Below are 25908 nucleotides of genomic sequence, written 5' to 3'. Positions count from 1 at the left end.
ACACAATCTCACCACGGGCCGCCGTCCGGCGTCACCCCACCAAATTCGCGGAGCCTCTGTGTCCGAAGCCCTCCCCCAAAAGGCCGTCAACGCCTACCTGCTGCTGGTCCTGACCACCCTGTCCTGGGGGGCGAACGCGGTCGCCGCGAAGATGTCGGTCGGCGAGCTGTCGCCGATGCTGCTGACCCTGCTGCGCTGGCTCGGCGTGTTCATTCTGCTGGCGATCTTCGCGCGCGGAAAGGTGGCCGCCGAATGGCCGGTGCTGCGCCGGCACTGGGGCAGGATCTTCGTGATGGGCGCGCTCGGCTTCTGCGTGTTCAACACCCTGATGTACGTCGCCGCCAAGCACACCCAGGCGGTCAATATCGGCATTCTGCAGGGATCGATCCCGATCTTCGTGCTGCTCGGCGCCTTCGCGGCCTATCGGACGCCGGTGCGCGGCGTGCAGATCCTCGGCGTGGCGATCACCATGATCGGCGTCGCCCTGGTGGCGTCGAAGGGGGATTTCGGCCGGCTGGCGGCACTGGAACTGAACCATGGCGACGTGCTGATCGTGGTCGCCTGCGTGCTCTATGCCGGCTACACCGTGTCCCTGCGCAAGCGCCCGCCGCTGTCGGGGATGACCATGTTCGCCGGGCTGGCGACGGCCGCCTTCCTGACCTCCATTCCGGTCGCCGGCTACGAGTATCTGGTGGGGGATTTCCAGGCGCCGACCGTGAAGGGCTGGGCGATCGTCGCCTTCGTGGTCATCTTCCCGTCCTTCCTGGCGCAGATCTCGTTTCTGCTGGCCGTCGACCAGGTCGGGCCGGGCCGGGCCGGCGTGTTCGTGAACCTGGTGCCGATCTTCGCCGCCGTGCTGAGCGTGGCGATCCTGAGCGAGGAATTCCACCTGTACCACGCCCAGGCCCTCGCCCTCGTACTCGGCGGCATCGCCATCGCCGAACGGTTCAAGCGCTGACGGAGGTTTCCATGGCCGCCACTCCGACCCCCTTCACCCTCGCGATCCCCCAGGCCGATCTCGACGACCTGATGGACCGCCTATCCCGCACCCGTTTCCCCGATCGAACGCCGGGGGAAGCCTGGGCCTACGGCACCGACCCGGACTATCTGCGCGAACTGGTGGCCTATTGGCGCGACGGCTTCGACTGGCGCCGGGAGGAGGCCGCGCTCAACGCCTTCCCGCAGTTCCGGGTCGAGTTGGACGGCATCCCGCTGCACTACATGAAGGTCGAGGGCACGGGGCCGGACCCGATCCCGCTGCTGCTGCTGCACGGCTGGCCGGGCTCGGTGCTGGAGTTCCTGGAGCTGATCCCGCTGCTGACCGACCCCGCCTCCCACGGCGTGCCCGACGCGCCGTCCTTCACGGTGATCGCCCCGTCCCTGCCCGGCTTCACCCTGTCCTTCGCGCCGGACCAGAAGCGGTTCTCCTGCGAGGAGATGGCGGCCACGCTGGCGAAGCTGATGGACGAGGTGCTGGGCATCGAGCGCTACATGGTCCAGGGCGGCGACTGGGGAGCCTTCGTCGGCTCGCGCCTTGCCTTCGACCATCCCGACCGGGTGCGCGCCCTGCATCTCAACTTCCTGCCGCTGCGCCGCGACGCCGCCGTGGCCGAGGATCCGAGCCCGGAGGAGCAGAGGTATCTGGAGGAACTGGCCGAGTTCCTGCGCGAGGAGACCGGCTATCAGGTGATCCAGGGTACGCGGCCGCAGACCCTGGCCTCCGCCCTGGCGGACAGCCCGGCCGGCCTCGCCGCCTGGATCGTCGAGAAGTTCCACGTCTGGACCGACAATGACGGGCGGATCGAGAACGCCGTCAGCCGCGACCGGATGCTGGCGGACATCTCGCTGTACTGGTTCACCGGCGCCATCGGCTCCTCGTTCTGGCCCTACTACGCCCGCGCCCATGGGCCGTGGCCGATCCCGCTCGGCGGCACGATCGCGGTCCCGGTGGGCTATCTGCAATCTCCGCGTGAAATTCTACGCCCGCCCCGGACCGCGGCCGCGCGGGTCTATACCGATATCCGCCGTTGGGAATCCTTAGAAAAAGGAGGGCATTTTGCCGCCCTTGAGAATCCGGACGCTCTGGCCGGTGAAATCCGAGCCCTGGCCTCCAGCCTTTAGATCCATCGACACAAATTATCAAAAATCAATTTTTGAGTGTGCATCCGGAAGCTGATACGCTGGCTCTTCCAGAGCGGGAGGAGCGGTCATGGGCGACGGAAGAACACCAAAAACCAGCATGAAGCGGCGCGATTTTCTGGCGGGCGCGGGGGCGATGGCGCTGTCCGGCCCGCTGATGGCACGCGCGGCGGTGGCCCAGGGCACCGGCCCCGGCGTCGCCCCGGCGGGTGCGAAGATCGCCCGGCTCGGCATCTATCCGGCCATCGGCATCTGCCGGGTCGGCGGCAGCAAGCTGTGGTTCCACGCGCCGGAAGTGCCCGGCCTGCCGCCGACACCGGCGGACGGGCAGTTCAAGGACGGCACCGAGCGGATCAAGAAGCAGGTCCAGCGCTTCCGCATCTACGCCTTCGACCGGGAGGGCCGGGTGATCAAGGAGATCACCGCCGCCGACGGCTCCATTCAATGGACGGTTCATGTCGCCAATACCAAGGCCGCCTGGTACGGCTTCAACAACCCCATGGACAACGGCGACCTCGCCCCTGGCATTCCCGGCCAGCGGCGCAACCAGTATTTCACCCGCCCGGAGCAGCGCCTCGACAATCTGGTGATCGACGGCACGGCCACGACCATCTCCGGCACCGACACCAACCGCGACGGCGACGACGCGGCCTTCGCCATGGGCGGCACCTTCTGGGGCAGCGAGCCGGTCGGCCTCGGCCACCTGCAGACCGACAGCGCCGGTCACCTGCTCGTGGTGCCGCCGGACGGCGTGTCGAAAAGCCCGACCGGGGCCGGGATCACCAGCTTCGCCGACAACGACGGCTGGCACGACGACTGGTGCGACGGGCCGGTCACCGCGACGGTCACCCTGGCGGACGCCCTGCCGGTGGAGCCGGATCTGGATACCGCTGCGGACTCGGCCTGGGTCGCCTGCGTCGGCCCGAACTTCGCGCCGCAGATCGAGCCGGTCTCGACCATGTACGACCTGATCTACGATATGAACGTGCGGCTGAACTGGCAGAGTCGGCCGGCCAAGCCGTCCTTCACCAAGGACATCTATCCCACCCTACAGCGCCTGGGGCAGATGCAGTGGCTGACCGACGCCGCCAATCTGCGCGAGGCCTGGATGGGCGCGTATTTCGACTTCGCCGATCCGGCCCTGATCGACCGGCTGTCGAAACCGGCCAACACGCAGCTGCGCCAACAGGCCTTCGCCCAGATCCGCCCGCCCTTCCAGTTCTCCGGCAACACCGAGGCGGACTATTTCACCGAGCAGCAGCTCAAGGTGCCGTACATGCTGGGCGACGGCATCAACTACGACGGCAGCCCGTACCAGTGGTTCCAGATGGCCCATCTCCAGTACCAGTTCCTGATCGACTGGAAGGACGGCAACTACGTCGACGACTGGCAGCCGGACGACAAGGGCATCACCGATTTCGACCAGATCCCGCTCGACCAGCAGCCCTTCGCCCTGACCCAGGCGGCGCTGATGCCGTTGAGCGGCGGCGCCTTCCACCCGGGGGTGGAGCTGACCTACTACCTGCGGCACAAGGCCATGTACGCCCGCGACCATGCCCCGACGAACGGGCCCCTGCCGGAACCGTTCCGTCTCGCGCGCGGCGACCGGCCGACCCTGCTGCAGGATGTCGGCCGGCTGCTGACGCCGGAGCTCACCCTGGTCGGCGACCCGGACAAGGGGATCGCCCCGGCGGTCGGCCCCTGCATGCCAGGGGACCTGACCCGCTGGATGGGCCTGCCCTGGCAATGCGACGCCTTCAGCTGCCAGCAGGTGCTGATGCAGAGCGATTTCCCCACGGCCGTGTGGTGGCCGGCGCTGCTGCCGATCGACGTGCTGCCCGTGGCGTTCCTGGAGGACCAGGTGATCAGGGGCGAGACCGGCGACGGCCAGAAGCTCGGCCGGGAACAGAGGATCAAGTACTTCAACCAGCGCGCCGACTGGAAACGCGGGGTCGCCGGGATCGGCTACCACGCCAATGCCAGCTACTGGGACGGCATCACCGACATGATCACCCTGTGGGAGCGCATGGGCTTCGTGGTGAAGCGCGAGGTGCCGGAAGAGGTCGCCCGCGAGCTCGGCATCCCGCGCGAGGTCTATGCCGAGGTGCAGCGCGGCGACACCATGGAGTTCCGTTTCAGATGGACGCCGGCGGACGGCCAGCTCCCGAACTGAGGCCGCCATGGGAAAGACCGTCGCCGTCATCGGGGCCGGCATCGCCGGGCCGGCGGCCGTGCTCGCGCTCGTGGAGGCTGCGGGCCTGACAGGGGGCCGGGCCGGGGACCAGGCCGGGTTGCAGGTGCTCTGGGTCGCGCCGCCCCCCGAGGCAGGACACGACCCGGTGGGCGAGACCCTGGCGCCGGCCGCCAACCCGATCCTCGCCCGCCTCGGCCTGTCCGACGCCATGGCGGCGGCCGGGCATCGGGTGTCCCACACCACCCTGTCCTCCTGGGGCGGCGACCAGCTGCTCGACCGCAACGCGATCCTGCATCTGGAGGGACCGGGACTGGTGCTGGACCGGGCCCGGTTCGAGGCGGACCTGCGGCGCCATGCCGAGGCGGTGGCCAGCCGGGTGTTCGCGACCCGCGTGAGCGATGCAGGTGCCGGCGACGGTGCCTGGCACCTGACGCTGGAGGACGGCGAGACGCTGACCGCCGATGCGGTGGTGGACGCCTCGGGCCGCGGTTCCGTCGTCGCCCGCCGGGCCGCCGAACGGCACCGGGCCGACCAGCTCGTCGCCGCCCATGCCTTTCTGCCGCACCGGGACGACAGCGTGGAGCCGACCCGGGCGGTCCTGATCGAGGCGGTCGAAACCGGCTGGTGGTACGCCGCCCTGCGGCCGGACGGCATGCTGTCGGTCGCCTATTTCACCGACCCGGACCTGCTGGGCGAGACCCCGACCCGGGACCTCGCCGCCTGGACCGCCCTGGTCGCAGGCACGCGCCATATCGGCCGCTGGATCGAGGATGCCGGCTTCGCACTGGACGCACCCCCGAGCCTGTCGAGCGCGGGGACCACCTGGCTTGTCCCTCCCGCCGGGCGGGTCGACGGCGCGCCGTGGATGGCGGCGGGCGACTGCGCGGCGGCGTTCGACCCGCTCTCCTCCCACGGCATGACCACCGCACTCTGGGCGGGCGCCCGCGCCGGCAGCGTGCTGTCGACGGCGCTGGAGGGCGACGACACCGCGCTGGAGGCCTATGCCCGATCGGTGCTGGACGGGGTGGCGGGGTTCCTGGCCCAGCGTCGGGCCATGTACGCGCAGGAACGCCGGTTCGCCGACGCGCCGTTCTGGCGGCGCCGGCAGAGCGCCAACTGACGCTTCATTCCCCCGCATCCGTCTCCCCGGCCTTGCGCCCGGGCCCAGGGAAGACGCGCGCTGGAACGCCTCGCCAGGCCCAGGAAAACTCCGGCAAGCCGCACCCTCGATCCCGGCGCAGGGCCGGGAAACCGAAAGGGGAAATGGGGGAAGGAAATGGTGAGAGGACCGTTACCCCTCGCGAGCAGCCAGCGCCCTATCGGAACAGGAACCGCTTGTGCGCGTCGGCCATGTTGCGGGCTCGGACGAGAAATTCCTGGGCCGCCCGCGGGTCGACCGTATCGGCCAGGGTCTCGGCGAACAGGGCGAGCCAGCGGTCGAAATGCGCCGGCGTCAGCTCGCCAATTCCCGCATGCACGCGCATCGGCATGCCGTCATAGCGCCCGGTCAGGTTCAGCACCGACGACCAGAACGCCTTCAGCCGCTCGAAATGCGCCGGCCAGTCCTCCACATGGCGCATGAAGACGGGGCCGAGCATCTCGTCCTCCCGCGCCCGGCTGTAGAAGGTTTCGACCACCAGGGAGATGTCGTCCTCGCTGACCCGCGCGAAGGGTGGGGCCAGGGCGGACCGGTCGGGTGCGGAATTGGAGGCGTCGGTCATGGCCGCACGCTACCACGGCATCCGGTCAGGCGGCGAGCGACGGCGTGTAGAGCAGCTTGACGTAGGACCGCAGCAGCCGGATCTGTTCGGCCAGCACGCCGGGCTCCTTCAAGGCCTTGGCCATGACGATCCCGCCCTCGGTCACCGAGGACACCATGTCGGCCAGCGCGTCGATATCGACCACGTCGTTCGCCGGATAGTGGGCGTCGATGGCATCGAAGATTCGCCGGAACCGCTCGCGCCAGGCCAGCACGCCCAGGCGGTTCAGCTCGCGCACCTCGCGGTCGAACAGAACCTCGTTGTAGCAGTAGGTCGCCACCAGGCAGCCCGGGTGCCCCTGCTCCATCTCGCCCATGATGGCCGCGAAACGGTCGAGGCCCTTCAGGAAGGCGGCGAGCGGATCCTCGCCCTCGCCGACGGCGAACAGGTCGTCCAGCACGGCGTCGTCGCGCTTCAGGAACCGCACGAGCATCGCCCGGGCGAGTTCGTTCTTATCGCGGAAGTGATAGAAGAATCCGCTCTTGGTGATCCCGACGGCGGCGATCACCTCTTCGATCGAGGTGGCGCCGAAGCCCTTCGCCAGCACCGCGTCCTCGGCGATGTCCAGGATCTTTTCCCGCGTCTGCTCTCCTCTGCGCATTCCGAACTCCTCCTCCTCGGCCGGTATCTCCGACGGATTAGAGGGCATTTGTTTCAGTTCGATTTCCGTACCGCAGGTTTACTAGCGTTAACCATGGCATCCGCCGATTTTCCGGCCACCGCGAAACATGAGGAGGCCAACCATGGCACGCTACCGCACACGCCTGCCGCAGCTCGACGGCGGGCCGTTCCTGACCGACGGCGGTCTCGAAACCACCCTTGTCTTCATCGACGGCATCGACCTGCCGCATTTCGCCGCCATCGACCTGCTGCGCCGCGACGGCGGCCGCGAGCGGCTGAAACAGTATTCCGAACAGTATCTCCAGATCGCCCGGGACAACGGCTGCGGCTTCGTGCTGGAGAGTGTCACCTGGCGCGCCAGCCGAGACTGGACCCGCAAGCTCGGCTATTCCGAGGCGGAACACCTGCGCCTGAACCAGGTCGCCATCGAGGATCTGGCCGCCCTGCGCGACCGCTGGGAGACGCCGGCGACCCCGGTGGTGGTCTCCGGCAATATCGGCCCGCGCGGCGACGGCTACGATCCGGGCGACGTGATGACGACGCAGGAGGCCGAGGCCTATCACGCCTGCCAGATCGCCCTGTTCAGCGACACCGAGGCCGACATGGTCACCGCCATGACCCTGACCAACGTGCCCGAGGCCGTCGGCATCGTGCGAGCCGCCGCCAGGCGCTCCATGCCCAGCGTGATCTCCTTCACCCTGGAGACCGACGGACGTCTTCCCACCGGCCAGCCGCTGGGCGAGGCCATCGAGGAGACCGACGCCGCGACCGACGGGGCCGCCGCCTACTACATGATCAACTGCGCCCACCCGACCCATTTCGAGTCGGTGCTGGCCAAGGGCGGCGACTGGATCAACCGGATCCGCGGCGTGCGGGCCAACGCCTCGACCCGCAGCCATGCCGAGCTGGACAACTCCACCGATCTGGATGCGGGCGATCCCGAGCAGCTCGGCCGAGACTATGCCCGGCTGCGGACGCTGCTGCCCGCCGCCAACGTGTTCGGCGGCTGCTGCGGCACCGATCACCGCCACCTGGAGCAGATCGGCGGGCGCTGCTCCGGCCATGCCCGGGCGGCCTGAGGGGGACGGGATGGGCTATCACGACCTGATCCTGCGTCCGGCCGGTCCGGACGACGCCCTCTCGCTGGTCGAGATCGTGGAGATGGCGAGCGAGGGCATGGTTACCCATGTCTGGAAAGGCATGGCGGAACCGGGCGAGACCCCACGGGATGTCGGCCTGCGCCGGGCCCGGCGGGGCGAGGGTTCCTTCTCTCATGGCAACGCCACCCTCGCGACCCTGGCCGGCCGGGTCCAGGGCGGGCTTGTCGGCTATCCGCTCGGCGCCGCGCAGCCGATCGACGAGGATATGCCGGCGATGTTCGTTCCCCTGCAGGAGCTTGAGAATCTGGCGGCGGGAAGCTGGTACGTGAACGTGCTGGCGGTCATGCCCGACTGGCGCAGTCACGGGATCGGCTGCCGGCTGCTCTTCGAGGCCGAACGTCAGGCCCGCGACTGTGGCTGCACCCGGATGTCGATCATCGTCTCCAGCGCCAACGCCGGTGCCCGTCGGCTGTATGAGCGGTTCGGCTTCGAGTTCCGGGCCGAGCGGCCCATGGGCAAGGGGGACTGGCGAAACCCGGACACCCATTGGCAGTTGCTGATCAAGGTCCTCGACTGATCCGACGATAGGGGGCGCTGGCGACTATTTGCGCGCCAGCGCCGCATGCGCCCGGGAGCGGAACTCGCGGCGATACAGGATCGCCACCACCCACAGGGATGCGGCGATCAGTGCGACCGGGTGCAGAAACCAGGCGCAGGCGGCGAGCCCGAAATAATAGGCGTGCATCCCGCCGTTGTAGTGCCGGGCGGCCAGGGTGGTGATCCGGGCGACCACGCGGGCGCGGTCCTGGGCGACCTCCGGGTCGTCCGACGCCCCCGGCTGCGGGATCGAGCCGAGCACCACGGCGGCGTTGTTGTGCAGCCGCAGGGACCAGGCGAGCCGGAAGAAGGCGTTGATGAACACCACGATCAGCGCCCCGACCATCAGGCCGAAACGGTCGCGCGTCGTCTCCAGCAGGTACTCGAACCCGTTCAGGATCAGCACCGCGTGCTCCGACCCGCCGATCATCGCCGCCAGACCGCCGATGACGAAGATCGCCGTGGAGGCGAGGAAGGCGGAATTGCCGGCCAGCGAGCGCAGGATCTGGATGTCGATGATCCGGTTGTCGCGATGCACCGCGGCCGCCGTCCAGTCGCCCCGCCACCCCTGCATCAGCCCCGACAGGTTGGCGCCGCGCTCGGCCGCCCGTTCGCCGAAGATCTCGTAGCCGAGCCAGGCGGTGACGAAGATCGCCAGGGCGAGGATGTCGAGGGGCGAGAAGATCTGCATCAACGTCGTCATGGCCCATGCGATAGCAGATTTGCGCGCGCCGTGCCGCCGAGGAATGCGGACAGGTGCCCGGCAATCCGTGTCGCTTTCGCCCTGTGCGGCGGGCGGCAAGGCGCTTACCCTTTGATCGCAAAGGGTCCTGATACGGATCGGCATGGGAGGACGTCATGGGATCGCTGGACGGAAAGATCGCCGTCGTCACCGGGGCGGGCAAGAATATCGGCCGCGGGATCGCGCTGACTTTGGCCCGGGACGGTGCCGCCGTCGTGGTCAACGGCCGCGGCGACCAGGCGGCGGTCGACGGCGTGGCCGAGGAGATCCGCGCACTGGGCGGCCGCGCTTTCGGGCACCTGGCCGACGTCGCCGACGAGGCCGCGGTCACCGCCATGGTCGAGCGTGCGGTGAGCGAGTTCGGCGGCATCGACATCGTCGTCAGCAATGCCGGCCTGCGCCGCCAGACGCCGTTCCTGGAGATGGGCCTCGCCGAGTGGCGCGAGATCCTGTCGGTCGCGCTGGACGGCGCCTTCATCCTCACCCGCGCCTGTGTGCCGCACATGATCGCCAGAAGCCAACAGGGAGGCGAGGGCGGCGCCATCGTCGGGCTATCGGGGGTATCGACCCATGTGGGCACGCCCGATCGCTGCCACGTCTCCGCCTCCAAGGCCGGGCTGGAGGGGCTGATGCGGGCGCTGGCGGTCGAGCTCGGCCCGCACGGCATCACCGCCAACTGCGTCGCCCCCGGCGCCATCGACACCGTGCGCGGCGCCGCCGCCGGACAGATGCCCAGCACCATGCGCGCCGCCGGCGTGCCGGCCGGCCGCAAGGGCACGATGGAAGAGATCGCCGCCATGGTCCGCCATCTGGTCGGACCGCAGGGCCGGTTCATCACCGGCCAGACCCTTCACGTGAACGGAGGAGCGTTCCTCACATGAGCAACCTGCCATTCCCGAACGAGCCGATGGCCCCGCATATCGGGCTGGAGATCACCGGCCTCGACCTGAACGCGCTGGACGACGACACCACCGCCGCCCTGCGCCAGGCGTTCAACGACCGCCACGTGCTGGTGATCCGCGACCAGGACATGACGCCGGAGCAGCAGGTGCGCTTCGCCGAGCGGATCGGCGAGCCGGACATCTATCCCCTTCTGAACGGCATCGACGGCTTCCCGATGGTCACGCCGATCATCAAGGAGCCGGAGGAACGCAACAATTTCGGCGGGCTGTGGCACAGCGACACCACCTACATGGAGAAGCCGCCGATGGCGACCATGCTGCTGGCCCGCGAGATCCCGCCGGTCGGCGGCGACACCCTGTTCGCCTCCCAGGTCGCCGCCTACGAGGCGCTGTCCGACGGGATGAAGGCAATGCTGGCGCCGCTGCGCGCAATCAACAGTTCGGCCAAGGCGAACGCGACCAAGACCCGCGAGGACCGGGTGAAGGGGGACGACGCGAAGAAGGAGTTCACCTCCTGCCATCCGGTTGTGCGCACCCATCCGGAGACCGGCAAGAAGGCGCTGTACCTCAATGTCGGCCACACGGTGCGCTTCGACGGCTTCACCGAGGAGGAGAGCGCGCCGCTGCTCGGCTGGCTGCACCAGCACCAGTGCCGCGAGGAATTCCAGTGCCGGGTGCGCTGGCGCGAGGGCACGCTGGTGATGTGGGACAACCGGGCGGCCATGCACTACCCGGTGAACGACTACCACGGCCACCGCCGCGAAATGCACCGGATCACCCTGAAGGGCGGCACGGTGACGTAACGCCGGAGCCGCTCCAGCGTTACATTTTTCTGCCGCTAAAGCCGTTCCACCTCGCAGCGGGAGCAGCGCAGGGGGATCGAGCCGCTGACCGGGTCGGACACCGAGGTGTCGATCGTCGCGTTGATGTTGGCGGCCAGCGGATGGTCGCGGCCGTAGGGGCTGCCGTCCGGGCCGTCGACCCACCAGCCGTGCTGGCCGAACACGCCGCCCGGCTCCAGGTCGCGGATGATGGAAACCCGCGCCACCGCCCGGCCGCGCGCCGTCTTCACCACCGCCCAGTCGCCCGGCTTCAGCCCGCGCGCGTCGGCGTCCTCGGCCGCCATTTCCAGAATCGGATCCGGCATCAGCCGGCGCAGCGAGGGAATGTTGCGGTGCTGGCTGTGGCAATAGGCCACCGTCTTGGCCGAGCCGAGCCGCAGCGGCCAGGCCTCCTCGCGCTCGGGCAGGACCGCCGGATCGAAGGCCGGCACCCCCGCCCCGCCATGCGCGTGCAGCCGCTCGCTATAGACCTCCAGCCGCCGGGTCGGCGTCGGGAAGCCGCGCGGCACCCCGCCCCCGTCGGCAATGGCATGGGCCTCCAGCGCCACGCTCCCCGGCACCGTCACGCCTTCCGGCGCCGCCCGCAGCCGCTCCACCGAAAGCCCGGCGCCGGCCAGCACATGGTCGTGACCCGCATCCGCACTGCCGCCGAAGAATGCGTCGGACAGGCCCAGCCGTTTCGCCAGGGCGAGCACGATGTCGGTGTCGGAGCGCGCCTCGCCGACCGGATCGATCACCGCCGGGCGGAGCTGCACCTGGCGCATGCCCTCCAGGCTGGCATCGAAGCCGGTGCGCAATCCCTCGCGCTCCCACGAGGTGGCCGCGGGCAGCAGGATATCGGCGTGCCGCGCCGTGGCGTTCTCGAAGAAGTCGACATGGACATGGAAATCGAGCGCGGCGAGCGCCCGCGTGGCCAGGTCGCCGTCGGGCTGGGAGACCAGCAGGTTGGTGCCGAAGGACACCAGCATCCGCACCGGATACGGATCGCCCGCCAGCACCGCCCGCCAGACATCGCGCGCCGTCACCCAGCCGCTGAGCCCGGGCCCGATCGGCCGCTCGGACAGGCCGAGCGCCTTGGCCTTCTGCTCCGGTGCCATGAGGTCGCCGCCGGAGATGTCGGCGAAGGACGCGGCCCCGCCCGGCACGTTGCCGCCGGCCTTGCCGTAGCTCCCGGTCAGCGTGTAGAGCAGCGAGATCGCCCGGTCGGTCTGGGTCGCGGTCGGGCTCTGGCCCACCCCGTTCCAGGCGTAATAGGCGACCGACGACGCCTCGGCCAGCAGGGCGGCCGCCTTGTGCAGGGCCTCCACCGGCACCCCGGTGACCTCGGCGACCCGCCCGGCCGGCCAGTCGGACGCGGCGGCGGCATAGACCTCGAAGGCGCTGCGGCAGGCGACCGGGCCGTCGGGCGTATCCAGATCCCGCTCCGCGCGCAGTGCCGGCAGGCCCTCGTCGAGCCACACGCCCCGGCCGGCGTCGAACCGCAGCAGCCCGCCCTGCTCGGCCATGGCCAGGTACACGTCCGCCCCGCCGCCGGCGACCAGATCGGCCTCGCGCAGGAACCGGCCGGTGTCCCGGCGCACCAGCAGCGGGCCGTTGCTCCAGCGCGTCATGAAGTCCCGGTCGAACCGCCCGCCCTCGATCAGGAGATGGGCGAGGCCGAGCGCCAGCGCCTGGTCGGTGCCAGGCCGCACGGCGAGCCACTGGTCGGCACGGCGGGCGAAGCCGATGGGCCGGGGGTCGACCACGATCACCTTGGCCCCGCGGCGCATCGCCTTCTGGATCTCCACCGAGCGCGCCAGCCAGGTCGCGGCCGGGTTGTTGCCCCAGAGCACGACACAGTCCGTGTTGGCGAAATCCGGCGTGCCGATATCGGTGCCGTAGGTGAAGCGGCTGGCGAAGTCCTTGTGCCAGTTGCAGATCTCGGTTCCGTAGATGGTGTTCGGGCTGCCATAGGCGCGGATCAGCCGCTCGATCCAGGAGATCGAGTCGGAGATGTGGGTGCCGCTCGGCGTGGTGACGGAGAACGCGGTCTGCTCCGGCCCGTGCTCGCGCGCCACGGTCGCCATGCGCCCGGCGATCTCGTCCAGGGCCGCATCCCAGGAGATCGGCTCCCAGCCCGGATCGGCGGCTCCCTTCGGCGCGGTACGGCGCATCGGCCGGGTCAGCCGGTCGGGGTGATAGACCAGCTCCGGCGCTGCCCGCCCCTTGGGACAGAGCTTCTCGCCGCTCGGATGGCCGGGCAGCGGGTCGATGCCGGTGAGTTTTCCATCCTCCACCACGGCGACACAGCCGCAGCGGGAGCGGCATTGGGTACAGAAAGCGGGGGTGCGGGTGATCGCGCTCACGGGGCCTCGCGACGACAGGGGGAAAGGGGCGGCAACGCGGCCGGCAGCCTTTCACCCTAGAGGAGCCCACCGTGCGGCGGAAGGTCCCGATCGGCCCGGGCCGTCAGCCGTAAACCGCCAGCATCACCTTCTGGCTGATCCCCTTCAACTCCACCGCGCCGCGGTCCTCGAACAGGGCGTAGGTCGGCAGGTCGCGGTCGAACAGCATGGTGGAGAAGCAGGCCTCGTTGTCGCCGGCCCGGGCGGAGATCCGGGCGGCGAGCTGCACCGTGGAGCCGAAGAAGTCCTCGTCCTTCCTGATCGCCTCGCCAAAATGCCCGCCGCAGCGGATCTTGTATTCCGGCGCGTCGGGGCGGTTGGCGAGCCCCTTCATGCTGTCGACCAGGGCGACGGCGCAGGCGACCATGCGCTCCTTGTTGGCGAAGCTCAGCATCAGTCCGTCGCCCAGGTGCTTCACCTTGCGCCCGCCGAAGCGCCGGCACATGTCGAGCGCCACACTCTCGTGGTGGTCGATGACGGACTGGGCGGCGGCGTCGCCGATCTCGCTGGTCAGGCGGGTGCTGTCGACGATGTCGGTGAACAGGATGCCCACCTTGACCGTGCCGCCCAACCCTTCCTCCAGGGTATCGACGATGCCGAACGCCTCCTCGAAGGTCTGCTTCAGGCCGTCGATATCGGCGCTCTGATACAGCCGGAAGCAGCGCGAGCCGACGCGGATGGAGGCCGGCGCCTCCTTCTCGGTCAGATAGCGCTCCATGGTCTCCACGAAATGGCCGATGGCGTCGGTGCTCTCGATGAAGAACTTCAGCACCTGGGCCACGATCGAGCGGCCGCGGTCGGAGAAGATGTTGATGTCCTGCTCGATGGAGAACAGCACGCCGACCGCGAACAGGCTGATCTTGCGCGCGAACTCGAGATCCCGCCGCGCCGCCTCCAGGGCGCCGCCTTCCCGCAGGGTCTCGAAGAAGCTGCGGAACTGGCGGTAGGTCGCGTCGGCGATGATCAGGTCGTCGAGCGCCACATCCTGCTCGTCCTCGAAGATCGGCACCTGGCCGCGCTTGCGCGTCGGTCCGGTGATCTCCGGCGGAACGATCTTGGCGATGTCGCTTCGGGCGATGTCCCCCTTCGCCAGATCGGAGCCGACCCCCGTCTGGCGGGCGCGAAGCGGCACGAAGAGGAAGGACAGCAGATCGGCCAGCGAGCCGCCGAAGCCCATGCGCTGGCCACCGCCGACCGGCTTGCCGACTTTGGCTGCCGGGCGCGCGGCGGTGGTGCGGCCCCTGGCGGTGGCGCCGCCGGTGACGGCCCTCGAGGTGGCGGGCGCCCGCAGGGAGGCCGGCGGCGGCGTGCCCTCGTCGAGCCGCTTGAACATCAGCGTGCGCCGCTTGAACATGCCATCCTCGCCAAGCGTTTCCTCGATCAGCTTGAGGCCGCTGCCCGGAGGGTTGCGCTGAAGGCGCTGAATCTCGGACTGGGCCTCGCCGAGTTCGCTTGGGTCGTAGGTCTGCAGCGTGCGCCACTTCCCGTCCGACTGGATTTCAATCTCGTATGCGACGACCTGAGCCACACCGGCTCTCCCCCACCCGGACCGAATCCCGCCCAACCTCTCGGAGCGGCGGGATAGATATGCGGTCAGCGTTTCACGCGCATACCCGACAACATTTCAATTGTTTCAGTATCGCGATTCCCGAGGGAGTGCCAGCGGCCTCACTTCTTCTCGAACGACACCGAGGCCCAGTCTTCCCACAGGGTGGCCAGCGCGGCGTAGTCCAGGTCGCCCATGCCCTTGGCCTCGGCGATCTCGTACGGGGTGTGGGAGGCCAGGGTGGCGAACAGCGGCACGCCCAGGTTCTGCGCCGTCTCCAGGGCGAGGACGGAATCCTTGCGCGCGTTGGAGACCGACATGCCGCCGGTGTAGTTGCCGTCGGCCATGCGCTCCTGCACCCGGTGGACCAGCGGCCGCATCAGCCCCTCCTCCCGGTTCAGGATGTCGACCATGGTCTGCACCGGTACGCCGAGCTTGGTCGACATGGCGAAGGCCTCGATCAGCACGACCATGACCGCGTGCATGACACCGTTGTTCACCACCTTCGTGCCCATGCCGGCGCCGATCGGGCCGAGTTCGAAGATCCGCTCGGCCAGCAGGTCGAGCACCGGACGGGCAAGCGCGATCTCCTCCGGCGAGCCGCCCAGGAAGAAGGTGATCTTGGCCGAGGCCATGCTGGCCACGCCGCCGGCGATGGCGGCATCGACGAAGCCGACCCCTTCGGCCCGACAGCGCGTGTGGCAGGCGATGGCGGTCGCCGGGGTGACGGTGCTGGTCTCGATGATGATGGACGGCCGGTGGCCGGCGGCGAGGATCTCCTCGACGACGGCGATGGACGCTTCCGGCTTGGGCAGGGAGAGGATGATCCGGTCGGCTTTGGACGCCACGTCGGCGGCACTGTCGGCCAGGGTCACGCCGATCTCGGCGGCAGCCTTGCGGCGCTCGGGGCTCAAATCGAAACCGATCACGGTCTGGCCCTTGTCCAGAAGCGCCTTGCAGACCGACGCCCCGGCATTGCCGAGGCCGATGAAGCCGATCGGGTTGGTCATTCTCTCGTTCCCTTCGAGTGTCCGTCAGATGGAGGAAGTCAGTTGCGGAAGTCGCTGCCCATGCGGTCCAGCTTACGTTTCCAGGCGGCCAGCTCGAGCGTGCCGATGCCGGCGAGGCGCGCGCCTTCCGACTTCTGCGCGCGGGTATGGGCGACGATCTCCGGTGCGATCGGCAGAACCTCGGCCTGTCCGCCGGCCTGGGCCAGCACCTGCACGCGGCAGGCGCGCTCCAGGTTGTACATGTGGAAGAACGCCTCGGCGACGGTCTCGCCAATGGTGAGGGTGCCGTGGTTGCGTAGGATCATCGCCTTGCACTGGCCGATATCGGCGACCAGACGGGGCTTCTCCGCGTCGTCGAAGGCCAGCCCCTCATAGTCGTGATAGGCGATCCCGCCGGGCAGGAACATGCCGAACTGGGAGGCGTCGATCAGCCCGTCGCGCTGGCACGACACCGCCACGCCGCTGTCGGTATGCAGGTGGATGACGCAATGCGCGCCGGGCACCGCCTCGTGCACCGCGCCGTGGATGATGAAACCGGCGTAGTTGATCGGGTAGGCGCTGTCCTCGACGATGTTCCCCTGCAGGTCGATCTTCACTAGGTTCGAGGCGGTGACCTCCTCGTACATCAGCCCGAACGGGTTGATCAGGAAATGCTCCTCGTCGCCGGGCACCCGGGCGGAGATGTGGGTGTAGATCAGGTCGTCCATCTGCTTGGCGGCGAAGACGCGGTAGACGGCGGCGAGGTCCTCGCGGGTCTGGCGCTCTTCCTCAGACCAGCGGTTCGTGCGGGGCATCGATGTGACGGTCACGGCTGATCTCCTTCAGGTCCCTTTGAACTCGGCGATGTCGGCGTTTTCCTGCGGCGGGAAGTCGATATGGATGTGATTCCCGTCGGCGTCGAAGATGTTCACCTGAGTGTGGCCGAAGCCGTCGCCGGGAAGAACCCCACACTTGTATGCAATGTTCAGGGAGCGCAGATGGGCGAGGAAATCCTCCAGCCCGGTGGCCCGCAAAGCGAAGTGCTCGAGCTGCTGGTCGCCGCGGTAGTCGGCGGTGGCGCCGGTCTCCACGATGTGCACGACCGCGTCCTCGCCGGAATACATCCAGGCCCCACCGAAGCCGAAATCGGGCCGCTTGCCCTTCTTCAGACCGAGCACGCGCTCGTAGAAGTCCACCAGGCGGGGGACGTCGGTGGTGCGGAGATTGACATGATCGAGTCTTCCGATTGGCATGGTGACCTCCCTCACGGCTTTTCCCCAGCATAGACCCAGGGCCCCGGACGACGCCATGACCGACCGTCTCTCCAATACCGAGCTGCGCCGTCTGTTCCTGCATCAGCACGCCCTGTCCGAGTCGCCCGGCGGCGCGCTCACCCGCGACGGGCTGGACGCGCTGATCGACCGGCTCGGATTCGTGCAGGTCGACACCATTTCCACCCTGGAACAGGCGCACCACCACATCCTGTTCACCCGGGCCAACGGCTACAAGAAGTCCCACCTGAAGCACCTGCTGGAGAAACGGAGCTCGCTGTTCGAGCACTGGACCCACGACGCGTCGATCATCCCGACCCGGTTCTATCCCTACTGGAAGCCGCGCTTCGCCCGCTACAAGGCGCGGATGGACCGCGCGCCGCACTGGGACCAGCGCTTCGCCGGCCGGCGAGACGAGGTGCTGGACGAGATGCGCCGCCGGGTCGAGGCCGAGGGCCGGGTGACCTCGCGCGACGTCACCCCCGACGACACCGAGGAGCGTGGGGCGTGGTGGGGCTGGACGCCGTCGAAGACCGCGCTGGAATATCTCTGGCGCTCCGGCGAGTTCGCGGTCGCCGGCCGCAAGGGCTTCGCCAAGGTCTACGACCTGTCGTACCGGGTCATTCCGCCGGAACATCACGAGCCGGAGCCGGACCACGCCGCCTTCATCGACTGGGCGGGGCGCGAGGCGATCTCCCGGCTGGCGGTCGCCAGCCATGGCGAGGTGGCCCGGTTCTTCGACTCGATCTCCCCCGCCGAGGCCCAGGCCTGGTGCGAATGCGTCAGCGACAACACCCTGCGCCGGATCGATATCGAGCAGGCGGACGGCTCTGTGCGGCCGGTCTGGGCACGGCCGGACGTGCTGGATCTGGCCCGCCAGGCGCCGGAACCGCCGGCGCGGGTGCGGTTCCTGTCGCCGTTCGACCCGATGATCCGCGAGCGCGAGCGCACCCAGCGGATCTTCGGCTTCGACTATCGCTTCGAGGCCTTCGTACCGGCGGCCAAGCGGGTCTACGGCTACTACGTGCTGCCGATGCTGGAACGCGACCGCCTGGTCGGCCGCATCGAACTGAAGACCCATCGCAACCGCGGCGAGCTTGAGGTGCGGGGAATGTGGATGGAGCCGGGCGTGCGGGCGTCGAAGGCGCGCGACGCCAAGATCGATGCCGAGATCGAGCGTTGGCGGGTGTTCACCGGGATGGAGCGGGTGGTGCGGTAGCGCGCCCCTGGCGGCGGCCCTGCGGCGGGTGAGTCCGCCGATACCGGCCGTGTGGAGATCGCCACAGAACACCCTGATTGGTTGCGATATCGTTCTCGCAGCCATCGTGACGGGGGAAGCGCCATGCTTGTGATCACCAACTATGCCCGCAAGGGCGGGCCCGACAAATGGGCGCCCACGCCCAGCCGGCCCGAGCGCATCTTCGAACTGCACCCCCGGGACCGGGACCCCGGCAGCTCCGTCTATTTCCTGCGTCGCGACGACGACGGCGTGCTGCACGAGATCGGCAGCCAGGCCTTCTTCAAACGCACCCAGGGGTCGATCGAGCAGGAAATCCTGCTCTACCTGCATGGTTTCAGCACCACCGCGGAGTCGGCTTTCGCCCGGGCGGCCGAGTTGCAGAAGCTCATGGACGCGCGCTTCGCCAACGATCCGAACGCGAAATCGGTGGAGGTCATCCTGCTCCTGTGGCCCTGCGACGAGGATTTCGGGATCATGAAGGATTACTGGGACGACCAGGACGCCGCCGACAAGAGCGGCTTCGGCTTCGCCCGTGTGCTCGGGAAGTTCCTGGAGTGGCGCGCGAACCGGGGCGGCGACAACGCCTGCTATCGGCCGATCAATATCCTTGCCCACTCGATGGGCAATCGGGTCCTGCGCTTCACCCTGGACCGCTGGACCACCTATGAAGGCGGGATGCCGGCGATCTTCAAGAACATCTTCATGTTCGCCGCGGACGTCGACAACCAATCGCTGGAGCCGGGCTGGTCGGGTCACCGGATCACCCAGACCGCCCGCAACGTGATCGTCTATTTCGCCAATGACGACCTGGCGATGTCCGCCAGCAAGATCGCCAACACGCCCGGCAACAAGACGATCTCACGTCGGCTCGGCCATACCGGACCGGAGGACATGGCCAAGGTCCCGAGCAACGTCTACGCGATCGATTGCGACGACTTCAACAACCTGTACGACCGCCCCAAGGGGCACAGCTACTTCTTCCGCACGAACGGCGTGACCGAAGGCACGCCCGGCGTCGCCTTCGAGCATATGGCGGTAACGATCGAAGGCGGCCGCGTTCCGGCGGGGCCGGACCGCACGCTGATCCTGACCGTGTGAGGGGCTCGGGTGCATACACCACACGCTCCCCTCCCCTCCCCTACTCCCCGGAAAAAATCCGGGGAGTGAAAGATGGGGGGCGGCGATTCTGGGAGCGTACTGCCGCTACCCCACCAGATCGCGCCGGACCACGCCGGTCAGGCAGCCGATGGCGCCCGCCGCCTTGACCAGTTCGGAGCCGTCGATGGTGACGCACTCGATGCCGGCCTTCTCGTAGGCCTTCTGCACCGCGTCGTAGCCGGCCAGCATCAGGATCTTGCGCGGGCCGAGGGTGACGATGTTCAGCGCCCGGTTCAGCACGCTGTCCGGCTCGGAGGTCGGCAGCCAGAGGATCTCGTAGCCCCGCTCCTCCAGCGCCCGCACCGTGGAGAACGGCGTGCGGCGCGGCCAGCAGATGGCGAGATCGCGGTCGACGATCCGCAGCATGCCCATGAAATGCATGGTGCCGTAGGGCATGTCGACGGCCAGGGTCTCGACCCCGATCTCCTCCATGGAAGACGCGATCTGGGCGGCGGCGTCCTCGTTGGTGCGCAGGCCGAGGCCGACCATCACCGTCTCGGGATCGAGCCACATCAGGTCGGCACCCTCGAACACCGCATTACCGGTCATGGTGCGCAGGATCGGCACGCCGGCATCGGCCAAGCGCCGGGCGACCCAGCGCTCCTCGCCGGCCCGCACCGTGGAGGCCGGACGCGCCAGGATCGCGCCTTCCGGCGACATCACGAACAGGTCGGCGCAGAACATCTGGTTAGGGGTCGGCTGGCCGGCCGGGTCGACATACTGGGCGTCGACGCCGTTGGCGCGGTAGGCCTCGGCCATGGCGTCGTGCTGTTCGCCGGCGCGGCCCAGGTCGAGCGCCTCCAGCATCTGCACCGAGTTCGGGTCTTCCAGGGCCGCCGCCAGCTCGCCGCCGGGGCGGTGCAGCAGGACCGAGCGCAGGGTGGCGTATTCGCTGTCGATGCCGCTGGCGGTCCAGAGATCGCCGATCTCCTCGCGGTGGGTGCGCGTGCGCCCCTGCCAGCCGGGTCCGCCATAGGCCGCCGAATTGAAGGTGTTGCCGGTCTTGTCCACGGGTGCTTCTCCGATCGCGTTGGAGCGCGAGAATTGTCGGGCGGCCGGCGAAAGTCAAAGGGGCGAAATGCGCAGGCCCTAACGCGCCCTTCCCTTCGTCCGTCATCCCGGCGACCCCCAGGATGACGGGAAAGGGGGAGGATGGATAGGGTCAGGTGGTGGGTCGAAGACGGAGCCCTCTTCCCGCCGTCAGGCGGCCTCGGCCGCCCGCCTCACCGCCGCCACGTCGATGCCGGCCGCCGCCATCTTGGCGGCGCCGTCCGCCTCCACCAGTTCCGCCAGGGCGGCGAGGAACGGGTCGTGACGGCAAGGCTGCGACAGCCTGTTGAACACCATCGGGTATTCCACCGGCTCCCAGGTCTCGTCCGCCGCCAGGTTGTGCTGGACCTGCACCTCCAGCCGGTCGAGCGCGTGAACCAGCTTCGCCTCCGACGTGCCGCCGGTCTCCAGTTCCAGGAACAGGGCGTAGACGTGGCCGCCGGTATCGGCGTCCAGGCTGTCGCGGATGCGCAGCGCCGCCTCGGCCTCGCGCCGACGCTTGGCGTCCTGGCGGGGGCTGACCTCGAAGGCCGGGATGTCGCCGATCACCGCCTCGGTCAGGTCGTGGACGACGATCATCTCCAGGACCCGCAGCAGGTCCACCGGACGGCGCAGATGCGGGGCCACCAGGATTGCCATCAGCGCCATCTGCCAGGAATGCTCGGCCACGCTCTCCCGCCGGCCGTCGGACAGCCAGGAATGGCGCAGCTCGCGCTTGATCCGCTCACTGAAGCTAAGAAAATCGAGGATGGTGCGGGCCTGGTTCCGCATGGTGGACCTCCGCGTGCGCTTCGGGTCCGGGAGACGCTACCGGCCGCGCGCAGGGGGCTCCACGCATAAGTTATGCGGCCGCATCACACGGGCGAAGCCGGGCCGCGCAGATCCACGAAGCTGTTCAGCACGCTCGCCGACACCGCGTCGGGGCCCAGGGTGGTCGCCATGCGCACCGGGCTGCCGTCGTTCAGCGTGAGCCGCTCCCACAGGCAATAACCCTGCTGGATGCTGATGGCCGTCCCCGGCTCGCTCGCCCCGGTCCAGAAATAGGCGCCCGGAACCCGGCCCTCGAACCAGCCGCAGTCATCCAGCCTGGCTTCGGCGGCGCGGATCTCCTCGGTGGCGAAGCGATAGAGCGAGCGTCCTTCCCAGGTGCGGGCGTCCGAGTGCCACTCCGCCTCCCGCGCCGGCGATGCGGCGAGCAGGCGGTGGGTGATGTCGCAGACCAGATGAACCCGCAGCGGCGAGGTCTCCACCAGCCGGCGCAGGCCATGGTCGGAGCCGAGCGTGGCCGAACTGTGCAGCAGCCGCAGCAGCCGGCGGCGCTGATCGCCGCTCGGCGCCAGATCGCCGTTCTCCCAGCGCGACACGGTCGCCTGGGTCACGCCGACCAGGTCGGCGACGGCTTGCTGCTTGAGCCGACGCACCGCGCGGATGCGGCGCAAGACGGGACCGAAATTCATGGGAATATCCACCGATCCGGAAACCGCGGCCATGGTCGGGGATCAGGGATGATTGCGCAAGCCGGGCGGCCATGGCCGCCGTATCAGTCGGCGCCGGCCGCGTGCATGCCGACGAGGACACCGCCGATCCGGCCGCTTTCCAGCATCAGCGGCAGGTCTAGCCGTTCGAAGTCGAAGCTCGCGCCCTTCAGCATGCGGCGGTAGCGCGAGGCGAGCGGCATGGCGGCGCGGGTGACCGCGTCGCAGTTCGCCTGGAACATCCGGCGGTATTCCGGGTCCGGCAGCGCCATCAGCGGCTGGCCGGTGACGTCCAGATGCGACAGCTCGATGATCTTCTTGCCGACGGTGCGGAACAGGCAGTCGCCGCCCGGCACCGGCCGCTCCAGCAGGATCATCCAGTTCGCCAGCTCCGGCACCGAGGCGAAATCGACATCCGCCAGCTCCGGACAGCGCCGGAACTGGCGGATGTCGTTCCAGAAGTCGAGGACGTCGCGCATCTTGCCGGCGCGCAACCACGAACGGACCCCGGCCGTGCTGAAATCCGGCGCGTACTCGACCGAGCTGGTGTCGAGGTCCGGATAGGTGAAAACAGGGTCGGTGAGGGCCATCTGCGGTCCCGAAATGACGAGCGTGGGAAGATCGTGCGGACAGAATTCCCTAGCGTCAATGCGACTTTGTGGCATTTCTCACAAAGGTTATAATTTGCTCGGTGTGTTCACCCAGTTCGGGTGGCGGCTGGCGCAGGGCGGCCGGCGTCTGGGAGAGTTTGACCGGGAATCCGGTCATCCTGATCGGTGTGCGTCCCTCGCGCTCGGACTGGATCACCATCTCCTGGGCCAGCACCTGCGGGTCGGTGAACACCTCGTCCAGTCCCATGACCCGGCCGGCGGGGCAGCCCGCCTTGTTGATGGCATCGATCCAGTGATCCACCGGCTTCTCCCGGGTCACCGCGTTGATCCGGGCGTTCAGGGCGTCCCGGTTGGCCATGCGCTTCGCGTTGTCGGCGAAATCCGGCTCCCGCAGCAGCCCCTCCAGGCCGAGCACCCGCAGGAACCGCTCCACGAAGGTGTCGTTGGAGGGCGCGACCGCGATCTCGCCGTCCGCCGCCTGGAACAGGCCGTAGGGGGCGACGATCGGATGGTTGTTGCCGGTGCGGGTCGGGTTGGCGCCGGTGGCGAAGTATTCGGCGGAGAGATAGGCCATCATCGAGATCAGTCCCCCGGTCAGGCTGCTCTCCACCTGCTGGCCGCGGCCGGTCGTGTGCCGCGCCTGCAGGGCCGAGACCACGCCGAAGGCGCAGTACAGCCCGGCGATCAGGTCGGAGATCGGCGGCGCGGCGCGGCTCGGCGGGCCGTCCGGGTCGCCGTTCACCGCCATGAAGCCGCTCATCGCCTGGGCGATGAAGTCGAAGGCCGGACGGTCGACATAGGGGCCGGAAGAGCCGTAGCCGTTGACGCTGGCGCAGATCAGCCGCGGATTGATCTCCGCCAGCCGCTCGGCCGAGAAGCCCATCTTGGCGAAGACGCCGGGGCGGTAGTTCTCCACCACCACGTCGGCGGTCTCAAGCAGCCGGGTCAGGTCGGCCTTGCCCTCGTCGGTGTAGAGGTCGAGGACGACCGACTTCTTGTTGCGGTTGAACTGGGCGAAGTACCAGCTGTAGCCCTCGACCATGGCGCCCTGGCCGCGCACCGGATCGCCGGCCGGCGGCTCCACCTTGATCACGTCGGCGCCCATATCGGCGAGCAGCAGGGTGCAGAACGGCCCGGCCAGGATGCGGGTGAGATCGACGACGCGGATCCCGTCGAGCGCCCCGGCCGGGGCGCCCGTAATGTCACTGTCCGTCACGAATGCTCACCCTTCCGCGGTACGCACGGCGTCCATGTCATGCAGGTCGAGCCGCTGCCCGGCCTTCATCACCTGCCCCGGCAGCGGGTGGCCCACCACCGTCTCCACGTCGCAGCCGATCGCCATCAGCTTGCGCAGGTCGATGCCGGTCTCGATGCCCATCTCGTGCAGCAGATAGACCAGGTCCTCGGTGCAGATATTGCCCGTGGCGCCCGGCGCGAAGGGACAGCCGCCGGTACCGCCGAACGAGCTCTCGTACTTGTCGATGCCCTCGTCCAGCCCGACCATGACATTGGCGAGTCCGATGCCGCGGGTGTTGTGGAAATGCAGGCCCATGGTCAGCTTCGGCGCGGCCTCCCGCACTGCCGCCACGCCGGCGCGCACCGTCGGCGGGGTCGCCATGCCGGTGGTGTCGCCGAAGGTCATGCCGACGAAGCCCATGTCCTGGAACCGCTTGGCGATCATCGCCAGCCGCTCCGGCGCCACGTTGCCCTCGAACGGGCAGCCGAAGGCGGTGGCGATGGCGCCGTGCACCGGGATCTTGGCGTCGCCGGCGATCTTCGCGACCTCCTCGAAGCCCTTCAGGGACTCCTCGACCGAGCGGTTCACGTTCTTCTTGTTGTGGCTTTCCGACGCGGAGACGAAGACCACCATCTCGTCGACCCCGCATTCGGCGGCGCGGATGGCGCCGCGGCCGTTCGGGACCAGGGTGGCGATGATCGCGCCCTTGCTGCGGTCGATCCCGGCCATCACCTCGGCGGCATCGGCGAGCTGCGGCACCGCCTTGGGCGACACGAAGGAGGTCGCCTCGATCCGCGGCACGCCGGCATCGATCAGCCGGTTGATCAGCGCGATCTTCTCGGCCGCCGGGATCAGCCGCTTCTCGGCCTGCAGGCCGTCGCGCGGGCCGACATCCGTCACCTCGACCTTACGCACCTGGGTCATCTCGTTTCCTCCGTTTATTCAGCCGGTTTGTTCAAAACATCCAATGCGGCGGCACCGCACCGGCGACCGGGGAGCGGAAGGTCACCAGCCCGTCGCCCGCCAGCGAGCCGCAATACACCGTCTTCAGGTCCGGCCCGCCGAACGTGATGCTGGCGATGTTCCTGAGCGGCCGCTTCGCGCCGATCATCAGGTCGTCGCGGGTGAAGCCCCCGTCGCGCCACCGCGCCATGGCCGGGGCGATCTCCGCCGGATCGCAATCCTCCAGGATCACGTGCTGGCTGCCATCCGGGCCGACGCGCACCAGCCGGTTGCTCATCACGCTGGCGCACCACACGCCGCCGTCTGCGTCGAACTCGAACCCATCGGGGATCACCCCGTCGATATAGTCGACCACGGTCTGTCTGCTACCCAGCCCGTCGCCCTTCAGCTCGAAACGGGACAGCCGCCGGGCCATGGTCTCGTTGGCATAGAGCCAGCGGCCGGAGGGGTCGACCTTCACCTCGTTCGTATAGCCCAGGCCGTCGGCGACGATGCGGGCGGTGTCCGGCCGGTCGATCGCATCCATCAGGATGACGAAGCCGTCCGCCACCTCGCGGTGCATCGCCCGGTCGCGCGGTATCCGGCAGGTGCTGATCGAAATCCAGACCCGGCCTGCCTCGTCCAGATGGACGAAGTTCACCGGCGGCACCGGATAGCCGTCGACCTGCAGCAGAAGCGGCGTGCACGTCCCGTCCGGGAACAGCCGCCACGCCCCGCCGCTGTCGCCGAGACTGGCGATCAGAAACGAGCCGTCCGGCGCCATCGACCAGCCGTTGGGCATGAAGTCGGCGGGCGCGCCCTCGCCGGCGACGATGGGATGGGGCGTGCCGTCGGCGTCCAGCCGGACGACTCCGCCGCCGCCCTGCGGCAGCGCGTGGCTGACCCAGATCGCTCCGGCTTCGGTACAGGCGACACATTCCGGCCGCCGCAGACCGCGGCCGAAGAACGAGACGGCATCGGGGGTAATGACATAATCCATGACGACGGGACTGTAGCGCCACGCCCGCCGGGCGAAAAGACGGCCAGATGCATCGGCCTCATGCCGCCTCGGCACCTTGCGGCCTGGGGCGGCCCTGGCATCATGCGG

Annotated in this window: 24 protein-coding genes and 1 pseudogene; 10 read left to right on the top strand and 15 right to left on the bottom strand. The window is 68.8% G+C overall.

Translation table 11 applies throughout. From position 1 onward, the window contains the following. Positions 1–58: 58 nt before the first annotated feature. The 4 genes from BLS34_RS06345 to goxB all read left to right on the top strand — a co-directional run bounded on the left by BLS34_RS06345 (position 59) and on the right by goxB (position 5453). Positions 59–958, top strand: coding sequence for a DMT family transporter (locus BLS34_RS06345; RefSeq protein ID WP_245701928.1), 900 nt, complete (start codon positions 59–61; stop codon positions 956–958). An 11-nt stretch (positions 959–969) separates the two neighbouring features. Further along, positions 970–2121: an epoxide hydrolase family protein gene (locus BLS34_RS06340; protein ID WP_093149008.1), complete on the top strand. Its 1152-nt coding sequence runs from the start codon at positions 970–972 to the stop codon at positions 2119–2121. 88 nt (positions 2122–2209) lie between these two features. Then, positions 2210–4312 carry a CTQ-dependent glycine oxidase GoxA gene (goxA, locus tag BLS34_RS06335; RefSeq protein ID WP_215906051.1) on the top strand — a complete coding sequence of 701 codons (2103 nt, stop codon included), beginning with the start codon at positions 2210–2212 and terminating at the stop codon, positions 4310–4312. A 7-nt stretch (positions 4313–4319) separates the two neighbouring features. Beyond that, positions 4320–5453, top strand: coding sequence for a glycine oxidase maturase GoxB (gene goxB, locus BLS34_RS06330; protein ID WP_093149005.1), 1134 nt, complete (start codon positions 4320–4322; stop codon positions 5451–5453). Positions 5454–5649: 196 nt separating this feature from the next. On the opposite strand, the gene BLS34_RS06325 is transcribed toward goxB, so the two are convergent. Continuing rightward, complete coding sequence (locus tag BLS34_RS06325; protein ID WP_051245001.1) at positions 5650–6054, bottom strand: group III truncated hemoglobin; 405 nt, start codon at positions 6052–6054, stop codon at positions 5650–5652. Positions 6055–6079: 25 nt separating this feature from the next. Next, positions 6080–6694, bottom strand: a complete 615-nt coding sequence (locus BLS34_RS06320; RefSeq protein ID WP_093149003.1) for a TetR/AcrR family transcriptional regulator — start codon at positions 6692–6694, stop codon at positions 6080–6082. A gap of 142 nt (positions 6695–6836) precedes the next feature. Here BLS34_RS06320 and BLS34_RS06315 point away from each other — a divergent pair, with 142 nt between their 5' ends. Together BLS34_RS06315 and BLS34_RS06310 are read left to right on the top strand one after the other, a co-directional pair. Further along, on the top strand, positions 6837–7793 hold the full coding sequence (locus BLS34_RS06315; protein WP_093149001.1) for a homocysteine S-methyltransferase family protein: 957 nt from the start codon (positions 6837–6839) through the stop codon (positions 7791–7793). A 10-nt stretch (positions 7794–7803) separates the two neighbouring features. Further along, complete coding sequence (locus BLS34_RS06310; protein ID WP_175474123.1) at positions 7804–8391, top strand: GNAT family N-acetyltransferase; 588 nt, start codon at positions 7804–7806, stop codon at positions 8389–8391. 24 nt (positions 8392–8415) lie between these two features. Here the strand turns inward: BLS34_RS06310 and BLS34_RS06305 are convergent, their stop codons facing one another. Then, positions 8416–9114, bottom strand: a complete 699-nt coding sequence (locus BLS34_RS06305) for a DUF599 domain-containing protein (protein ID WP_175474122.1) — start codon at positions 9112–9114, stop codon at positions 8416–8418. A gap of 155 nt (positions 9115–9269) precedes the next feature. On the opposite strand from BLS34_RS06305, the gene BLS34_RS06300 reads away from it, so the two are divergent. Further along, positions 9270–10034 carry an SDR family NAD(P)-dependent oxidoreductase gene (locus BLS34_RS06300; protein WP_093148995.1) on the top strand — a complete coding sequence of 255 codons (765 nt, stop codon included), beginning with the start codon at positions 9270–9272 and terminating at the stop codon, positions 10032–10034. After that, positions 10031–10858, top strand: a complete 828-nt coding sequence (locus tag BLS34_RS06295) for a TauD/TfdA dioxygenase family protein (RefSeq protein ID WP_028795518.1) — start codon at positions 10031–10033, stop codon at positions 10856–10858. Before BLS34_RS06300 ends, BLS34_RS06295 begins: the two co-directional genes overlap by 4 nt. Before the next feature lie 35 nt (positions 10859–10893). Here the strand turns inward: BLS34_RS06295 and BLS34_RS06290 are convergent, their stop codons facing one another. The 5 genes and pseudogenes from BLS34_RS06290 to BLS34_RS06270 all read right to left on the bottom strand — a co-directional run bounded on the left by BLS34_RS06290 (position 10894) and on the right by BLS34_RS06270 (position 17069). Further along, on the bottom strand, positions 10894–13242 hold the full coding sequence (locus tag BLS34_RS06290) for a molybdopterin-containing oxidoreductase family protein (RefSeq protein ID WP_093148993.1): 2349 nt from the start codon (positions 13240–13242) through the stop codon (positions 10894–10896). 103 nt (positions 13243–13345) lie between these two features. Further along, positions 13346–14809 (bottom strand): adenylate/guanylate cyclase domain-containing protein, encoded by a 1464-nt coding sequence (locus BLS34_RS06285; RefSeq protein WP_093148991.1) that lies wholly within the window; start codon positions 14807–14809, stop codon positions 13346–13348. A 140-nt stretch (positions 14810–14949) separates the two neighbouring features. Continuing rightward, a pseudogene (locus BLS34_RS06280) lies at positions 14950–15840 on the bottom strand (NAD(P)-dependent oxidoreductase); the annotation flags it as partial. Positions 15841–15875: 35 nt separating this feature from the next. Beyond that, entirely contained in the window at positions 15876–16646 is a 771-nt protein-coding gene (locus BLS34_RS06275) for a class II aldolase/adducin family protein (RefSeq protein WP_215906050.1), read from the bottom strand. A gap of 12 nt (positions 16647–16658) precedes the next feature. Continuing rightward, positions 16659–17069 carry a VOC family protein gene (locus tag BLS34_RS06270; protein ID WP_093148987.1) on the bottom strand — a complete coding sequence of 137 codons (411 nt, stop codon included), beginning with the start codon at positions 17067–17069 and terminating at the stop codon, positions 16659–16661. A 55-nt stretch (positions 17070–17124) separates the two neighbouring features. Here BLS34_RS06270 and BLS34_RS06265 point away from each other — a divergent pair, with 55 nt between their 5' ends. Together BLS34_RS06265 and BLS34_RS06260 are read left to right on the top strand one after the other, a co-directional pair. Further along, positions 17125–18306 (top strand): winged helix-turn-helix domain-containing protein, encoded by a 1182-nt coding sequence (locus tag BLS34_RS06265; RefSeq protein WP_093148985.1) that lies wholly within the window; start codon positions 17125–17127, stop codon positions 18304–18306. 123 nt (positions 18307–18429) lie between these two features. Further along, positions 18430–19425, top strand: a complete 996-nt coding sequence (locus BLS34_RS06260) for an alpha/beta hydrolase (RefSeq protein WP_093148983.1) — start codon at positions 18430–18432, stop codon at positions 19423–19425. A 105-nt stretch (positions 19426–19530) separates the two neighbouring features. Here the strand turns inward: BLS34_RS06260 and BLS34_RS06255 are convergent, their stop codons facing one another. The 7 genes from BLS34_RS06255 to BLS34_RS06225 all read right to left on the bottom strand — a co-directional run bounded on the left by BLS34_RS06255 (position 19531) and on the right by BLS34_RS06225 (position 25800). Further along, entirely contained in the window at positions 19531–20496 is a 966-nt protein-coding gene (locus tag BLS34_RS06255) for a dimethylarginine dimethylaminohydrolase family protein (RefSeq protein WP_093148982.1), read from the bottom strand. 189 nt (positions 20497–20685) lie between these two features. Next, the gene (locus BLS34_RS06250; RefSeq protein ID WP_093148979.1) at positions 20686–21306 is read right to left on the bottom strand and encodes an HD domain-containing protein; all 621 of its coding nucleotides are present in this window, start codon (positions 21304–21306) and stop codon (positions 20686–20688) included. An 83-nt stretch (positions 21307–21389) separates the two neighbouring features. Beyond that, on the bottom strand, positions 21390–21992 hold the full coding sequence (locus tag BLS34_RS06245; protein WP_051245003.1) for a helix-turn-helix transcriptional regulator: 603 nt from the start codon (positions 21990–21992) through the stop codon (positions 21390–21392). An 83-nt stretch (positions 21993–22075) separates the two neighbouring features. After that, positions 22076–22600, bottom strand: coding sequence for a PAS domain-containing protein (locus BLS34_RS06240; protein WP_028795527.1), 525 nt, complete (start codon positions 22598–22600; stop codon positions 22076–22078). Between the two features lie 55 nt (positions 22601–22655). After that, a complete protein-coding gene (locus tag BLS34_RS06235; protein ID WP_215906049.1) occupies positions 22656–23837 on the bottom strand; it encodes a CaiB/BaiF CoA transferase family protein in 1182 nt (393 codons plus the stop codon). Positions 23838–23843: 6 nt separating this feature from the next. After that, positions 23844–24782 carry a hydroxymethylglutaryl-CoA lyase gene (locus BLS34_RS06230; RefSeq protein ID WP_028795529.1) on the bottom strand — a complete coding sequence of 313 codons (939 nt, stop codon included), beginning with the start codon at positions 24780–24782 and terminating at the stop codon, positions 23844–23846. Between the two features lie 31 nt (positions 24783–24813). Continuing rightward, the gene (locus BLS34_RS06225) at positions 24814–25800 is read right to left on the bottom strand and encodes an SMP-30/gluconolactonase/LRE family protein (protein WP_093148977.1); all 987 of its coding nucleotides are present in this window, start codon (positions 25798–25800) and stop codon (positions 24814–24816) included. Positions 25801–25908 lie beyond the last annotated feature (108 nt).

Origin of the sequence: Thalassobaculum litoreum DSM 18839, assembly GCF_900102465.1 — a bacterium.
Taxonomy (GTDB): domain Bacteria; phylum Pseudomonadota; class Alphaproteobacteria; order Thalassobaculales; family Thalassobaculaceae; genus Thalassobaculum; species Thalassobaculum litoreum.
The sequence above is the reverse complement of the archived record's forward strand: the minus strand, read 5'-3'. Positions and strand labels throughout refer to the sequence as shown.

Coding starts and splice junctions, on each gene's coding strand:
- BLS34_RS06225 (WP_093148977.1), bottom strand. CDS start 25,800: ATGGATTATGTCATTACCCCCGATGCCGTCTCGTTCTTCGGCCGCGGT.
- BLS34_RS06260 (WP_093148983.1), top strand. CDS start 18,430: ATGCTTGTGATCACCAACTATGCCCGCAAGGGCGGGCCCGACAAATGG.
- BLS34_RS06305 (WP_175474122.1), bottom strand. CDS start 9,114: ATGACGACGTTGATGCAGATCTTCTCGCCCCTCGACATCCTCGCCCTG.
- BLS34_RS06265 (WP_093148985.1), top strand. CDS start 17,125: ATGACCGACCGTCTCTCCAATACCGAGCTGCGCCGTCTGTTCCTGCAT.
- BLS34_RS06325 (WP_051245001.1), bottom strand. CDS start 6,054: ATGACCGACGCCTCCAATTCCGCACCCGACCGGTCCGCCCTGGCCCCA.
- BLS34_RS06250 (WP_093148979.1), bottom strand. CDS start 21,306: ATGCGGAACCAGGCCCGCACCATCCTCGATTTTCTTAGCTTCAGTGAG.
- goxB (WP_093149005.1), top strand. CDS start 4,320: ATGGGAAAGACCGTCGCCGTCATCGGGGCCGGCATCGCCGGGCCGGCG.
- BLS34_RS06315 (WP_093149001.1), top strand. CDS start 6,837: ATGGCACGCTACCGCACACGCCTGCCGCAGCTCGACGGCGGGCCGTTC.
- BLS34_RS06230 (WP_028795529.1), bottom strand. CDS start 24,782: ATGACCCAGGTGCGTAAGGTCGAGGTGACGGATGTCGGCCCGCGCGAC.
- BLS34_RS06340 (WP_093149008.1), top strand. CDS start 970: ATGGCCGCCACTCCGACCCCCTTCACCCTCGCGATCCCCCAGGCCGAT.
- goxA (WP_215906051.1), top strand. CDS start 2,210: ATGGGCGACGGAAGAACACCAAAAACCAGCATGAAGCGGCGCGATTTT.
- BLS34_RS06295 (WP_028795518.1), top strand. CDS start 10,031: ATGAGCAACCTGCCATTCCCGAACGAGCCGATGGCCCCGCATATCGGG.
- BLS34_RS06320 (WP_093149003.1), bottom strand. CDS start 6,694: ATGCGCAGAGGAGAGCAGACGCGGGAAAAGATCCTGGACATCGCCGAG.
- BLS34_RS06310 (WP_175474123.1), top strand. CDS start 7,804: ATGGGCTATCACGACCTGATCCTGCGTCCGGCCGGTCCGGACGACGCC.
- BLS34_RS06240 (WP_028795527.1), bottom strand. CDS start 22,600: ATGGCCCTCACCGACCCTGTTTTCACCTATCCGGACCTCGACACCAGC.
- BLS34_RS06245 (WP_051245003.1), bottom strand. CDS start 21,992: ATGAATTTCGGTCCCGTCTTGCGCCGCATCCGCGCGGTGCGTCGGCTC.
- BLS34_RS06270 (WP_093148987.1), bottom strand. CDS start 17,069: ATGCCAATCGGAAGACTCGATCATGTCAATCTCCGCACCACCGACGTC.
- BLS34_RS06300 (WP_093148995.1), top strand. CDS start 9,270: ATGGGATCGCTGGACGGAAAGATCGCCGTCGTCACCGGGGCGGGCAAG.